This window comes from Paraburkholderia sp. (assembly GCF_035656215.1).
GTDB lineage: Bacteria > Pseudomonadota > Gammaproteobacteria > Burkholderiales > Burkholderiaceae > Paraburkholderia.
The window spans coordinates 1-14,110 of sequence record NZ_DASRSY010000051.1; the positions used below are offsets into that span (position 1 = coordinate 1).

The following is a 14,110-nucleotide window of genomic DNA, read 5'->3' on the forward strand; positions in this document are numbered from 1 at the left end:
TCCGTTCGAGATGCTCGGCTGCGATCGGCTGCCCCTGATTCGACACAGTGACGCGCACCTCGCCAGCCGATGCGTGGGCATCAAGCGCGATCTCACCATCGCGCGGCGTATAGCGGATCGCGTTGGCGAGCAGATTGCTGACGGCGCGCCGAAATAGCTCCAGATCCGCCGTCAGGGTCGCAGCGCCCGTCACCTGCACCTTGACGTTTGCATCGTCGGCGATACCTTCGAAGTATTCGGCAATCCGCGTCAGTTCCTGCACGGCGTCGAACTCGCGCATGTGTTTGACGAACTGCGGATGTTCAGCGCGCGCGAGAAACAGCACGTTTTCGATCATTCGCGACAGGCGATCGCACTCTTCCAGATTCGATGCGAGCAGGGATTCGTACTCGTCGGCGGAACGCGGTCGGGCGAGCGCGACTTCGGCGGCGCCGCGCATGTTGGCAAGCGGCGTGCGCATGTCGTGCGCGAGGTCGGCGGTGAAACGAGACAGGCGCTGAAAGCCGTGATCGACGCGTTCGAGCATGGCATTCAGCGACGCCACGAGTGCGTCGAGTTCGCTCGGCACACGCGCCACCGTGATCCGCGTATTCAACCGATTGACCGTGACAAGCCCCGCACTCGCCGCGATATCGCGCAACGGCCGCATGGCCGCGCGAATCAGCAGATAGCTCAGCAGCATCGCCAGAATCACGCCGGCCGCACCTGCGATGTTGAGCTTGTCGCGATAGCGGTCGAGCAGCCGCCAGCGGTCGCTCATGTTGCGCGCGATCAGCACGGTCGCCGTGTCGCCGTCGCGCAACCGCGCGTCCGCGAGAATGCCGCGAATCGGTACGCCATTGCGACCGGTCCAGGCACCGATATTTACATCGGTAATGCGTGCCGCAGCGGGAATACGCGTGAGCGGCGGCAACGCGGCGATCGTCGCGACGCCGCCGGCTTCAGCGGTTTCGCCGGCATCGCTGGGATCGCGCGTTGCGTCGCCTGCCACATTGAGTGCAGTGGAAGCATCAGATGCATTTGACGCTGTATTTGACGCTGTAGAAGCAGCGCCGCCTGCTGTGCCACCCGGCGCCGGGAATGTCTCTCCGGCGTTGTGCTCGATCGCCATGCGCCCATCGGGACCGAACACCTCCATCGACATCGCTTCATTACCCAGCACGGTGCTGGCCAATCGCTCGCCGTGCTCGCGAATGCCTTTCGCTGTATCGAGTTCCTGCGCGAGCCGCCGTGCGTGGCGTGCGGCGAGCACGATGTCGAGATCGTCCTGCGCCTTGATCTGCTTCTCCAGCGCCAGATACAGAAAACTCCCGACGAGCACGAAAACCGCCAGCGTAGTGACGCCGAATGCAAGCGTGAGCGTCGCGGCGAGCGAGCGGCCGCGCATCAGGCCACGTCCTTCAATTCGAGCACATAGCCGACGCCCCGCACGGTATGAATCAGCTTGACGGGAAAGTTATCGTCGATCTTGGTACGCAGCCGGCGGATCGCGACTTCGACGACATTGGTGTCGCTGTCGAAATTCATGTCCCACACGTAGGACGCGATCTGCGTGCGGCTCAGTACTTCACCCTGACGGCGCGCCAGCAATTGCAGCAGCGAAAACTCGCGCGGCGTGAGATCGATACGCGTGCCACCGCGTTTCACCCGCCGCCGATTGACGTCCATTTCCAGATCGCCCACCTTAATCAGTTCGCTTTCGCGCGGCGGGCCACGGCGCGCCAGCGTGCGCACCCGGGCCAGCAATTCGACGAAGGCGAAGGGCTTGACGAGGTAATCGTCCGCGCCGAGTTCCAGCCCGCGCACGCGGTCGTCGACGTCGTCGCGAGCCGTGAGGAACAGCACCGGCGTGGTACGCGTGCTGCGCAAGGTCTTGACGATGGTCCAGCCATCCATGCCGGGCAGCATCACGTCGAGCACGATCACGTCATATTCTTCTTCCTGCGCGAGGATCAGTCCTTGTGGACCGTCGTTCGCCACATCGACCGCGTAGCCGGATTCTTCCAGGCCTTTCTTCAGATAAGCCGCTGTTTTGAGCTCGTCCTCGACCACCAGGATTCGCATGGGGAATGCTCCGCTGTGCTTGACCCTCAAATCATACCGGCAAGCGACGCACGTGATGATTACGATCCGTTAATGTTGGCTGGACGGTGGCCGGCCCGACCCGCTCGCAGAAAGACGTCGTTTAACCGGCCGCCGTACCGTTGAACATCGACATTCTTTCCAGCATCCAGCGCAGCAATTCATCCGCGGCGGTGGCCAACGGCCGGCCCGCCCGAACCAGAATCCGGGCCTTCGCCAACGCAAACAGCGGATGCTCGATCGGCAACGCAACGAGTTCGCCCGCCGCGATTTCGTGCATCGCGGCGAAACTGCCGATCAGCGTCGCCCCCTCGCCCTTCTTGACGAAGCATTTCAACACCGTGAGCGAGTTGGTGGTGAGCGTCGCGCGAATCGGCACGTTTTCGGCGAAGGCGAGCATCTGCACGGCCTGCCCGAGACCGAACACCGGTGGCATCAGCGCGAGCGGACACTGGAGCATTTCGTCGACGCTGACCGGCCCGCCGCGCACCGCCAGCGGGTGCCCGGCATGCACGAGCAGCACGACAGGCTGCGGCGAGGTTGCCCGGTACTCGATGTGCGGGTCGCTCGGCGGGTTATACGCGAGCCCGATATGGGCACGGCCTTCGACGACTTCGCTCACCACGTCGTTGACCGGCAGCGCTTCGACCGTGATGTCGAGCTTCGGATAGCGGGCGCAAAAGTCGGTCAGCACCTCGTCCATCAGGCCGTCGATATAGCCTTCACTGATCGCCAGCCTGACATGCCCCTGCTGCAACCCATGGAGCGCCTGTAAGCGCTGTTCGAACTGCTCCTGCTGCGCCTGGCAGCCGCGCCAGAATTCGATCAGATGCTGCGCCGCTTCGGTGGGCGCGACGCCGCGCGCGTGGCGCTCGAACAGCGGCGCGCCGATCTCCTCCTCCAGCAGCCTGATTTGCCGCGTGATCACCGAGGCCGCCGTGTTCAGCCGGTCCGCCGCGCCGCGAATCGAGCCGTGGGCAAGCACTTCATGGAAATAGCGCAAGCGGCGCTGGTTGATTTCCCGCATCGTCTGGTTCCTTTGCCTTTGGCCTCGCTCATTCCAGGAGTCGTCGAGCGTTGCCCAATGAGCAACATTACTTCACTTTAGTTGCTCTTGCTATCCAGTTATTGGTTACCGACTATCCCCTCGGTACTCAATCAGGAAAGAGAAATCGCAGCCCAGTTGTCACGTAGTCGTTCCCTACCCGCCGCTCGCAACCGTTCCCCTGGAGGCTTGTCCGTGTCCGCTATTCCATCGAATCCGAGTGCCGACAAGGCCACCGCGCTTTACAGCCGGCTCAACTGGCGTTTGTTGCCGTTCCTGCTCATCTGCTATCTGTTTGCGTGCCTCGACCGGCTCAACATCGGCTTCGCGAAACTGCAGATGCAAAGCGATCTGGGTTTTTCCGATGCGGTTTACGGCGTCGGCGCGGGCATCTTTTTTCTCGGCTATGTGCTGTTCGAAGTGCCGAGCAATCTGCTGCTGCCGAAAGTGGGCGCGCGCAAGACGATCAGCCGCATTCTGGTGCTGTGGGGCCTCACGTCCGCGTCGATGCTGTTCGTCCACAACGTGCCGATGTTTTACGGGCTGCGCTTTCTGCTCGGCGTATTCGAAGCCGGCTTCGCGCCGGGGATGATCTTTTACCTGACCTACTGGTACGGCGAAGCGCGCATGGCGCGCGCGATCGCGACCGTGATGATCGCCGGGCCGCTCAGCGGCGTGGTCGGCGGCCCGCTGTCGACGTGGGTCATGACGGCCTTTGCGGGCGCCTATGGACTGGCCGGCTGGCAATGGATGTTTCTGGTCGAAGGACTGCCGTGCATCGTGCTCGGTGTGGTCGCGTGGTTCTTCCTGGTCGATCGCCCCGCCGATGCGAAATGGCTCTCAGCCGACGACAAACGCGTACTCGCCAGCGGGCTCGGCGCACCGCACTCGGCGCATCACTCGTTCGGGCAGATCGCACGCGATCCACGCGTGTACCTGATGGCGATCGCGTATTTTTGTGTGATCTGCGGCATCTATACGGTCAACTTCTGGCTGCCGACCATTCTCAAGGCCGACGGCGTGACCGACACAATGCAGATCGGCCTCTATTCGACGATTCCCTACATTGCCGCGGTGATCGGCATGTATCTCGGCGGCCGCAGTTCGGATCGCCACGGCGAACGGCGTTGGCACAGCGCGGTGCCGGCGCTCATCGGCGCGGCGGCGTTGGCCGTCGCGACGCTTGCGAGCGGGCATCTAGTGATGTCGCTGCTTTTCATGACGATCGCCACGGCAATGATGTGGGTCTCCTACACCGTCTTCTGGGCCATTCCGTCTGCTTATCTGAAAGGCGACTCGGCCGCCGGCGGCATTGCATTGATCAACACCATCGGCCTGTTGGGCGGCTTTCTGAGCCCCACGATCATCGGTTTGGCCAAGACGGCGACGGGCAGCCTGCAGGCCGGTCTGTACGTGATGGTTGGGCTGCTGGCGCTCGGCGCGATTCTGCTGGTCGCGAATCGCCTGCCTTCGCCGGGCGCGGTGCAGGCTCGCCGGGCCTGATCCGCTGAGTCGTCTGAGTCACGTGAATCACGTGACTCAATGATCTGACTCAGTGATCTGACTCAATGACCAAGCTCAGTGACCAAACTCAGTGGCCAAACTCAGTGACCAAACTGACTGAGCAAACTCAATGGACATCCCGGCGCGACCTTGCGCGCCGGCTTCTTCAACGGAGAACATTAACTTGGCATTCAATATCCTGATTGCTGGCTTCCAGCACGAGACCAATACGTTTGCGCCGTCACCCGCGACCTACGACAGCTTCGTGCGCGGTGAGGGCCATCCGGCCATGATGCGCGGCAATGCCGTGCTCGCGCTGCGCGACGTCAATCTGCCGATCGGCGGCTTTATCCGTGCGAGCGAGCAGCACGGCCATACGCTGATACCGGTGATCTGGACCGCCGCCAGCCCATCCGCGCAAGTCACCGAAGACGCCTACGAGCGGATTGCCGGCGAGATCGTCGCGGCGGCTGGCGCGGGCGGTTTCGATGCCATCTATCTCGACTTGCACGGTGCGATGGTCGCCCAGCATGTGGACGACGGCGAAGGTGAATTGCTCGCGCGCCTGCGGGCGAAAGTCGGTGCGTCCGTGCCGATCGTCGCCTCGCTCGACCTTCATGCGAACGTGACCGAACGCATGCTCGCGAGTGCGGATGCGTTGGTCGCTTACCGCACCTATCCGCACGTCGACATGGCGGATACAGGGGCACGGGCCGAGCGCCTGCTTGCGCGTCTGCTGGACGAGCGTAAGCCGCTCGTGCGTGCCGCGCGCCGCTTGCCGTTTCTGATTCCGATCAACGGCATGTGCACCTTGCTTGAGCCGGCTCGCTCGATGTACGAGGCACTCGGCGCGCTGGAAAAAGATCAGGTCGTCTCGCTGTCGTTCGCGCCCGGTTTTCCGGCGGCTGATTTTCCCGAATGCGGTCCGGTTATCTGGGGTTATGGCGACAACGCGGCGGCGCGCACGGCCGTCGATGCGCTCTACGACACCATGTTGCGCGACGAATCGTTATGGGCCGTGCCGTTTCTGTCTCCCGAGGCTGCCGTCGCTGAAGCGATGCGCCTCTCCGCCACGGCGCTAAAACCCGTTGTGATCGCGGACACGCAGGACAATCCGGGCGCGGGCGCCGATTCGAACACGACCGGCATGCTGCGCGCGTTGCTGGCCGAAGGCGCACAAGACGCAGCACTCGGGCTGATCTGGGATCCGGAAGCGGCCGCGCAAGCGCACGTGGCGGGTGTCGGCGCCACGCTCGAGTTGGCGCTTGGCGGCCGCTCGAACGTGCCGGGGGATACGCCGTTCGCGGGCCGCTTTGAGGTCGTGGCGCTGTCCGATGGCCGTTGCCGCTACGACGGGCCGATGATGCACGGCATGCAGGTGAATCTCGGACCCGTTGCCTGCCTGAAAATCGGCGGCGTGCGGATTGCCGTGAGTTCGACCAAGGCGCAGATGCTCGACCGCAATCTGTATCGGGTCGCGGGCATCGAACCGGAGCAGATGAAAATACTCGTGAACAAGAGCTCAGTGCATTTTCGGGCCGACTTCGAGCCGATCGCGCACGCCGTGCTGGTCGCCAAGGCCCCCGGTCCGATGACCGCGGATCCGGGCGACTTGCCGTGGACGCGGCTCATGCCCGGCATCCGCACGCGACCGATGGGCGCGCCGTTCGCCGGCTAGGTGTGCGGGCCGGGCGCGATGGCCGCCTTCACTCGACGTTGTCGGCCACGTCCACCATCCGGATCATATGGGGCTTGACGGCGTCGTCTTCCTCGTCGGCGGCGGCTGTGGGCGGATGAATCAGCGCTTCGAGCCGCGCCTTGGTGGCAAGAAATTCCGCCGACGTGACCTGTGAATAATCGCGCGGACGTGGCACCGGCACCTCGATCAATTCCTGCACCTCGCCGGGATTGGCCTTCAGCACCAGGATGCGGTCGGCAAGAAAAATCGCCTCATCGAGATCGTGCGTGATGAACAGCACGGTGACATCGATGTTGCGCCAGATATCGAGCAAGTGCGTCTGCATCTTCGCGCGCGTCTGCGCATCGAGCGCGCCGAACGGCTCGTCCATCAGCAAAATGCGTGGCCGGTTCGCGAGCGCGCGTGCGATCGCTACGCGCTGCTTCATCCCGCCGGACAATTGATGCGGATACGCATTGGCGAACTTCGTCAGGCCGACCAGATCGAGCCATTGCAGCGCCTCGCGCTCGGCGTGCATGCTGCTGTGGCCGTTCATCTTCAGGCCGAACATGACGTTTTTCTTGACCGTCAGCCACGGAAACAACGTATAGCCCTGAAACACCATGCCGCGATCGGCGCCGGGCCCCTCCACCGGCTTGCCGTCGAGCAGCACGCTGCCGCTCGTCTGCCGCTCCAGACCCGCGAGAATACGGATCAAAGTCGACTTGCCGCAGCCCGACGGTCCGATCACGCAGACGAACTCGCGCCGATGCGTCTTGAAGCTGATGCCGTTCAACGCAGTGCACTCGCCCTGCGCGCTCTGGAAACGCTTGTCGAGATCGCGAACTTCCAGGATCACCTCGCGCGACTTCAAACGGTCGAAACGCTCGCGCACCGCCTCGGACTGGATAAGGTACGACGGAATCGGTTGCGGATTTAACATGATGGAATCCTTTGAATGCGGTGCAGTGGGCTGCAATGAGCAGTGGCATGAACCAGGCCGCTACGCCTTGAGCGTACGGTCCCACGGAAACAGCTTGCGGCCGAGCCAGCCCAGCACGAGGTCAGTGCCGAGCCCGATGATCCCGATCATCATGATCGCCGCGTAGACGTTGTCGAAATGTTCATAGCGCGCCTGCTGCGTGATGTACCACGTGATGCCGGAGCTGGTGCCCACCAGTTCCGCCACGATCAGATAGGTCCATGCCCAGCCGAGCAGGATGCGCTGATCGCGGTACAGGTCCGGCAAGATGCCGGGAATCACCACATGGGTGAGCAGCTTGAGTTTCTTCGTGCCGAGCGTCATGGCCGCTTCGAACAGGCCGTACTCCAGCTTGCGCGTGGTGTTCGCCACGATCAGCACCTGCTGGAACAGCGTGCCGATCACGATGATGGCGATCTTGGGCCCGTCGTAAATGCCGAGGATCGCCACCATCAGCGCGCCGAACGCGGGTGCCGGCAAGTAGCGGAAGAACTCGAAAAAAGGCTCCTGCAGCCGCGCGATCGCACTGTACGTGCCGCACACAATGCCGATCGGCACGCCGATCAACGACGACAGCACAAAGCCCCAGAAAATCACCTGGATGCTGTGCCACAGGCTTTGATGCAACCACACGCCGTCGCGCGACGCGGGCGGCGTTGTGAACGCGGTGTAGAACGCGCGCAGCACTTCGTGCGGCGCGGGCAAGTACACGGGATTGACCGGCTCGCCCGTCGGCAACGCGGTATGGCTCGCTTGCGCATGGCTTAGTTCGTCGGCAAACACGTCCTTGTCGACCCGCATGCCGGGCTGGAAATAGTCGACACTGCCTGGGCTGTCGATCAGCACCTGCGGATGCCACACGAACGGCACGTAGCTGACGATGCACCACACTAGCAGCGGCAGCAGGAACGAGCCGGCACCCAACAGCCACTTGCCGCGCACTGAGAGTTCGCGGCGCACCGCGAACCAGTCGCTCCTGTTAATGACTGTCATGGGATTCTCCGAGGCAAAGTTCGCTTGCGCCGCTGTCGCGGCTTGTATTCTGTGCACCGTTTGCGGACGTTGGAGCGGCAAGCGCGTGGCGCTGCTCGCACGCCGCTTCGCCGAGCCAGGCGCGCGCCAGATCGAGCAGTATCACATCCTGGTGCGCACGACCGACGAAGGTCACACCGAACGGCAACCCCGCATGCACGCCGCTCGCGCAGACACCCGCCGGCACGGCAAGCGCGGACAGATCGAGCAGATTGACGAAGTTCGTGTAGTAGCCGAAGCGCGAGTTGACGCGAATCGGGTCCGCCTCCAGTTGGTCAACCGTGGCAGTCGTGGCCGAGGTCGGCGTGACGATCGCATCGATCTGATGCCACACCTGACTGGCCTGCATGCGCAGGACGGCAAGGCGGTCGAAGGCGGCGAACACATCTGCCGCGCTCCAACGTGCCGCGCCGCCGATGATCTCGCGTATCACCGGATGCAACGCGTCCGGCTGCGTTTCGACAAACTCGCGGATCGCGGCGAGCCGCTCCGCGACCCATGGCCCTTCGTAGAGCAGCCGTGCGGTGGCAAGGAACGGCTCGAAGTCGATCTCGATCAGCTCGGCGCCGCCTTCGCGCAAGCGTGTCAGGGCGGTATCGAAGGCCTGCGCGTACGAGGTGTCGCCGAAAAATTCGAGCTGGTCCGCGCGCGGCACGCCGAAGCGCACGCCGCGCAACGAAGGTTGCGAAGCAGGTGGCGCTGATTCTTCCGCCACCGGGGTCAGTGAGGGCCGCAGCGACTGCGCCAACGGCTCAAACTCACGCGCGTACGGGTCCGCTTCCGCGACGCCGAGCGCCACCTCGAACACGCGCTGCGCATCGTTGGCCGAGCGCGCGAAGATCGACACACAATCGAGCGACTTGCAGGCCGGTACCACGCCTAGCGTACTCAGCACGCCCTTGGTCGGCTTGAGTCCGATCAGGCCATGAAACGCAGCCGGTACACGTCCCGAGCCGGCCGTATCGGTGCCCAGCGAGAACGCCGCGAGACCGAGCGCAACCGACACCGCCGACCCGGAACTGGAACCCCCGGACGCATAACGCGGATCGAGCGCGTTGCGGCAGGCGCCATGCGGCGAACGCTGCCCGGACAAGCCAGTGGCGAACTGATCGAGGTTGGTCTTGCCGATAGGAATCGCACCGGCCGCAATCAGACGTTGCACGACCGCCGCGCTTTTATCGGGCGTGTAGGCATACGCCGGACACGCGGCCGTCGTCGGAATGCCGGCCAGATCGATGTTGTCCTTGATCGCGAACGGAATGCCGTAGAGCGGCAGCGCGTCTATATCGCGGCCTGCGAGTGCATCGACGTAACGCATCATCTCGTCGCGACTCAACGGACGAATCCACGCGCGATGAGGATCATTCCCCGAGGTTCGTGCAGCGATCGCGTCGACCACTTGCGCCGGCGTGAGGCTGCCATCGCGGTAGCGCGTGTGCAGCGCTGCAATCGACATCGACTCGAACAGATCGTCGTGTTGTTTCATTTGCACGTAGCCTCCTCTGTGGCGTCGGCGGCAACGCCGGCACGCAGCACCATCAACCGCTGACCCGCGACAACCGCCGCGCCGGCCGCACAATCGATCGTTTCGATCACGCCGTCTTCCGTGACGGCAACGGACACTTCCATCTTCATCGATTCGACGATCGCCACCACCTGCCCTTCGCTGACACGCTCGCCCTCGCTGACGAGCAGTTTCCAGACGCTGCCCGACACATCGGCGACGATGCTCTGCTGACCGGCCGCAAGCGCGTCGTCCGCCCCGTTGCCGGTCGCCGAACCCGCGTCGCTGCCCGGCTCGCCGACATACTCCGCGTGGCCGGCAGCGGCCCAGCGCTCGCGCTCTTCGTCGAAGGCCGCCTGCTGCGCGTTCTTGAATGTGGCGATCGATTCGGCTTCGTCCTGCAGAAAGCGGTTGTATGCGCCGAGATCGAACACCGACTCCTCGATCTTCAGACTCGCGCGGCCCGCGACGAAGTCGGCGCGCAACTCGGCAAGCTCCGTTTCGCTCACTTCGTAGAAGCGGATTTCATCGAAAAAGCGCAGCAGCCAGGGCTTGCCGGCCTCGAACTCGCGCGTGGTGCGATAGCGGTTCCACATCTGCACGGTGCGGCCAACAAACTGATAGCCGCCCGGTCCTTCCATGCCATACACGCACAGATAGGCGCCGCCGATCCCCACCGCGTTCTCCGGCGTCCACGTGCGCGCCGGGTTGTATTTGGTCGTGACGAGCCGGTGACGCGGATCGAGCGGCGTTGCCACCGGCGCGCCGAGATAGACGTCGCCGAGACCCATCACCAGGTAGCGGGCATCGAACACGATGCGCTTCACGTCGTCGATGCTATCGAGGCCGTTGATGCGGCGAATGAACTCTATATTGCTCGGACACCACGGCGCATCGGGCCGCACCGATTGCATGTAGCGTTCGATCGCGATCCGCGTCGACGGGTCGTCCCACGACAGCGGGAGATGCACGACGCGGTTCGGCACGCGCATATCGTCGACGGCGGGTAATTCGCGCTCGGCGTGTTGAAGATGCGCCAGCAATGTGTCGAGCGACAGCGTGCGCGGGTCGAAATGCACCTGCAGCGACCGGATGCCCGGTGTGAGATCGACAATGCCGGGCAGCCGGTGGGCATCGAGCCAGTTCATCAACGCATGCACGCGAAAGCGCAGGTTCAGGTCCAGCATGAGCGGGCCGTATTCGACCAGCACGTTCTGATCGCCCGAGCGACGGTACACCACGCCTGTGCCCTCGCCGGCTGATGGATCGCTGTAGAGAATGCAATCGTGCGCGTTGAGGTTTATCGTTGCTGCGGTTGCTGCGGTTGCTGCGGTTGCTGCGGTTGCTGTAGGTGCGACAGATGCCGTCAGCGATGGTTGCGCGCGCACTGGCTCGAAACGTACCGTATCCCCCGGCCGCAGTTGCCCAAGCTTCCACAACTCGTCGCTTACCACCGTCACCGGACAGACAAAACCGCCGAGGCTCGGACCGTCCGGACCGAGAATGACTGGCATGTCGCCAGTGAAATCGACCGCGCCGACCGCATACGCATTGTCGTGAATATTCGACGGATGCAACCCCGCCTCGCCGCCGTCCGTGCGCGCCCATTGCGGCTTCGGGCCGATCAGCCGGACGCCTGTGCGGCTGGAGTTGTAGTGGACCGTCCAGCGCGTGCCGTACAGCATGGCGATGTCGTCGGGCGTAAAAAAATCTGGCGCACCGTGCGGACCGTCAAGCACGCCGAGGCTCCAATCGTGCGTCAGCGTCGGCACGCGTGCTGGATCGAGTTGCGCGCCGACTTCGCCACGGCCTGCGTCGGCGGCGAGATGCAATACGTCGCCCTTGCGCAAGGCGCGCCCCGCGTGGCCGCCGAACTGACCCAGCGTGAACGTCGCTTTGCTGCCGAGGTAGTCCGGCACCTGCAAGCCACCCTTGAGCGCGAGGCAAGCACGCATGCCGGCGCCAGTCACGCCGCCGAGCTTGAGCACTGAACCGGCCGCCGCTCGCGTGACCTGCCAGGGCGCGACCGGCTGGCCGTCGAGCGTGGCGGCGAGCGGTGCGCCGCCCAGCACGAACAATGTCGCGGTGTTAAAGCGCAGCGTCGCGCCGACCATCGCGCATTCGAGTCCGGCCGCATCGGATGGATTGCCGAGCAGTTCGTTGGCGAGCCGGAACGACAGATCGTCCATCGGGCCGGACGGCGGCACGCCGATGTCCCAGTAACCCACGCGTCCAGGCGTCTGCTGCACGGTGGTTTGCACGCCGCCGTCGAGCACGTCGATAGTGTGCGGGGCGAACACGAAGCGCGTGAGGAAGGCGGTGGTTTGCTCGCCTCGCGCGAAGGTCGCCGAGCCGGCGATGGCGCGCAGATAGTCGAGGTTTGTCTCAATGCCGTATAGCTGCGTTTGCTCAAGGGCGGCGCGCATGGCGGCGAGCGCGGCATCGCGTGTCGTGCCTTTGACGATGATCTTCGCGAGTAGTGGATCGTAGAACGCGCTGACTTCTGTGCCGGCATCGACCCAAGTGTCCACGCGTGCGTCAGCGGCGAAAGCGACATGCGTCAGCACGCCCGCGCTCGGCTGAAACTGCTTGTTCGGATCTTCCGCGTACAAGCGGACCTGGATGCTCGCCCCACTGGGCGTCGGAACAAGCGTATCGAGTGCTGCAAGCTCGCCCTCTGCCTGACGAATCATCCACTCGACCAGATCGACGCCGGTCACTTCCTCCGTGACGCAATGCTCGACCTGCAACCGCGTGTTCACTTCGAGGAAATAGAAGCGGCGCGTGTCGGCGTCGAATACGAACTCGACGGTGCCAGCGGATGCGTAGCTCACTGCCTGCGCGAGGCGCACCGCGCTTGCGTGCAGTGTTGTGCGTTCCGCCTGCGTCAGACCCGGTGCGGGTGTTTCCTCGATCACTTTCTGATTGCGCCGTTGCACCGAGCAGTCGCGTTCGCCGAGTGCAATCACGCCACCGCGGCCGTCGCCGAAAATCTGCACTTCGATGTGGCGCGCGTTCTCGACGAACTTCTCGATATAGACGCCCGCGTTCGCGAAGTTGGCCTCACCTAACCGCGCGACCGACGCGAACACGCTCTCCAGTTGCGCCGCGTCGCGGCACAAAGACATGCCGATGCCGCCACCGCCCGCGGTACTTTTCAGCATCACCGGATAGCCGATCGATCCGGCTTCGCTTAAGGCCGTTGAAGCATCCGGTAGCAAGCCCGTACCCGGCAACAACGCTACGTTATTGGCTTTCGCGAGCTCGCGGGCCGTGTGCTTCAGGCCGAATTCGCGCATCTGCTCGGGGCGCGGCCCGATAAAACGGATGCCCGCGTCTTCGCATGCCTGCGCGAAAGCGGCATTTTCCGAGAGAAAACCGTAACCGGGATGCACGGCGCTCGCGCCGGTCGCGCGCGCCGCTTCAAGAATCGCCGCGCTATTCAGGTAGCTGCCGGCCGCCACCGCCGGGCCGATGCAGACCGCTTCGTCGGCAAGCATCACATGCATGGCGTGACGATCGGCTTCCGAATAGACCGCAACCGAGGCAATACCAAGGCGTTTGAGTGTGCGAATCACGCGGCAGGCAATTTCGCCGCGATTGGCAATCAGGACTTTATCGAATTTCATTGGGCGTCCCAGATGGTCAGCCGCACGGGCGTCGGGTTGTAGCCGTTGCACGGATTGTTCAGTTGCGGGCAGTTCGAGATCAGCACCGTGACATCCATCTCGGCGCGCATTTCGACGTATTTGCCCGGCGCCGAGATACCGTCTTCGAAGGTCAGTTTGCCGAGCGGCGTCACCGGCACATTCATGAAGAAGTTGATATTGCTGACGATGTCGCGTTTGGTCAGTTGCGTACCCACGCCGCACCTGCAATGCGTGATGGCATGCAGGAAGCTGTCGCGGCAGCTATGCATGTGGCGTTTATCAAGCGCATAGCGAACCGTATTGCTTTCGGCCGCGCAGGCGCCACCGAGCGTATCGTGACGCCCGCAGGTATCCGCCACGATGGTCAGCATCGGCTTGCCGAGGTTCGACATCAACGTGCTGCCGGCAGACAGATAGAGATTGCGTTGCGCGCGGATCGTGTCCTGCGCGCTGTAGCGTTCGAGCGGATCGGCGCTGTTATAGAAAAGCGTATCGACGGCCTGATTGCCTTCCAGATCGAGAATGCGGAACACCTGTCCGCGCTTTACTTCATGCAACCAGGGCTCGCCGGACGGCAGCGTGAGGTCATAGACCGCATGACGGATATCGAGTGTGCTTTCGATGATAGGCATCG

General features: G+C 63.6%; 10 protein-coding genes. 2 read left to right on the forward strand and 8 right to left on the reverse strand.

Annotated features, from left to right (window positions below):
* The 3 genes from VFE81_RS02620 to VFE81_RS02630 form a co-directional block, all read right to left on the reverse strand.
* On the reverse strand, positions 1 to 1,387 hold a 1,387-nt coding region (locus VFE81_RS02620; protein ID WP_325043100.1), incomplete at its 3' end, for a heavy metal sensor histidine kinase.
* A complete protein-coding gene (locus tag VFE81_RS02625; RefSeq protein ID WP_325043101.1) occupies positions 1,387 to 2,064 on the reverse strand; it encodes a heavy metal response regulator transcription factor in 678 nt (225 codons plus the stop codon). The genes VFE81_RS02625 and VFE81_RS02620, both read right to left, overlap by 1 nt.
* A 121-nt stretch (positions 2,065 to 2,185) precedes the next feature.
* Positions 2,186 to 3,109, reverse strand: a complete 924-nt coding sequence (locus tag VFE81_RS02630; protein ID WP_325043102.1) for a LysR family transcriptional regulator — start codon at positions 3,107 to 3,109, stop codon at positions 2,186 to 2,188.
* Between the two features lie 213 nt (positions 3,110 to 3,322).
* Here VFE81_RS02630 and VFE81_RS02635 point away from each other — a divergent pair, with 213 nt between their 5' ends.
* Both VFE81_RS02635 and VFE81_RS02640 read left to right on the forward strand, forming a co-directional pair.
* The gene (locus VFE81_RS02635; protein WP_325043103.1) at positions 3,323 to 4,630 is read left to right on the forward strand and encodes an MFS transporter; all 1,308 of its coding nucleotides are present in this window, start codon (positions 3,323 to 3,325) and stop codon (positions 4,628 to 4,630) included.
* A gap of 184 nt (positions 4,631 to 4,814) precedes the next feature.
* Positions 4,815 to 6,308 (forward strand): M81 family metallopeptidase, encoded by a 1,494-nt coding sequence (locus VFE81_RS02640; RefSeq protein ID WP_325043104.1) that lies wholly within the window; start codon positions 4,815 to 4,817, stop codon positions 6,306 to 6,308.
* A 28-nt stretch (positions 6,309 to 6,336) separates the two neighbouring features.
* On the opposite strand, the gene VFE81_RS02645 is transcribed toward VFE81_RS02640, so the two are convergent.
* Genes VFE81_RS02645 through VFE81_RS02665 form a run of 5 tightly spaced genes read right to left on the reverse strand, consistent with a single transcriptional unit; the run spans position 6,337 to position 14,108 of the window.
* A complete protein-coding gene (locus VFE81_RS02645; protein ID WP_325043105.1) occupies positions 6,337 to 7,251 on the reverse strand; it encodes an ABC transporter ATP-binding protein in 915 nt (304 codons plus the stop codon).
* A 60-nt stretch (positions 7,252 to 7,311) separates the two neighbouring features.
* On the reverse strand, positions 7,312 to 8,283 hold the full coding sequence (locus VFE81_RS02650; protein WP_325043106.1) for an ABC transporter permease: 972 nt from the start codon (positions 8,281 to 8,283) through the stop codon (positions 7,312 to 7,314).
* Positions 8,270 to 9,808 carry an allophanate hydrolase gene (gene atzF, locus VFE81_RS02655; RefSeq protein WP_325043107.1) on the reverse strand — a complete coding sequence of 513 codons (1,539 nt, stop codon included), beginning with the start codon at positions 9,806 to 9,808 and terminating at the stop codon, positions 8,270 to 8,272. Before atzF ends, VFE81_RS02650 begins: the two co-directional genes overlap by 14 nt.
* Positions 9,805 to 13,455 (reverse strand): urea carboxylase, encoded by a 3,651-nt coding sequence (gene uca / locus VFE81_RS02660; protein WP_325043108.1) that lies wholly within the window; start codon positions 13,453 to 13,455, stop codon positions 9,805 to 9,807. The genes atzF and uca overlap by 4 nt, the downstream gene beginning before the upstream one ends.
* Positions 13,452 to 14,108 carry an urea amidolyase associated protein UAAP2 gene (locus VFE81_RS02665; protein ID WP_325043109.1) on the reverse strand — a complete coding sequence of 219 codons (657 nt, stop codon included), beginning with the start codon at positions 14,106 to 14,108 and terminating at the stop codon, positions 13,452 to 13,454. The genes uca and VFE81_RS02665 overlap by 4 nt, the downstream gene beginning before the upstream one ends.
* Positions 14,109 to 14,110 lie beyond the last annotated feature (2 nt).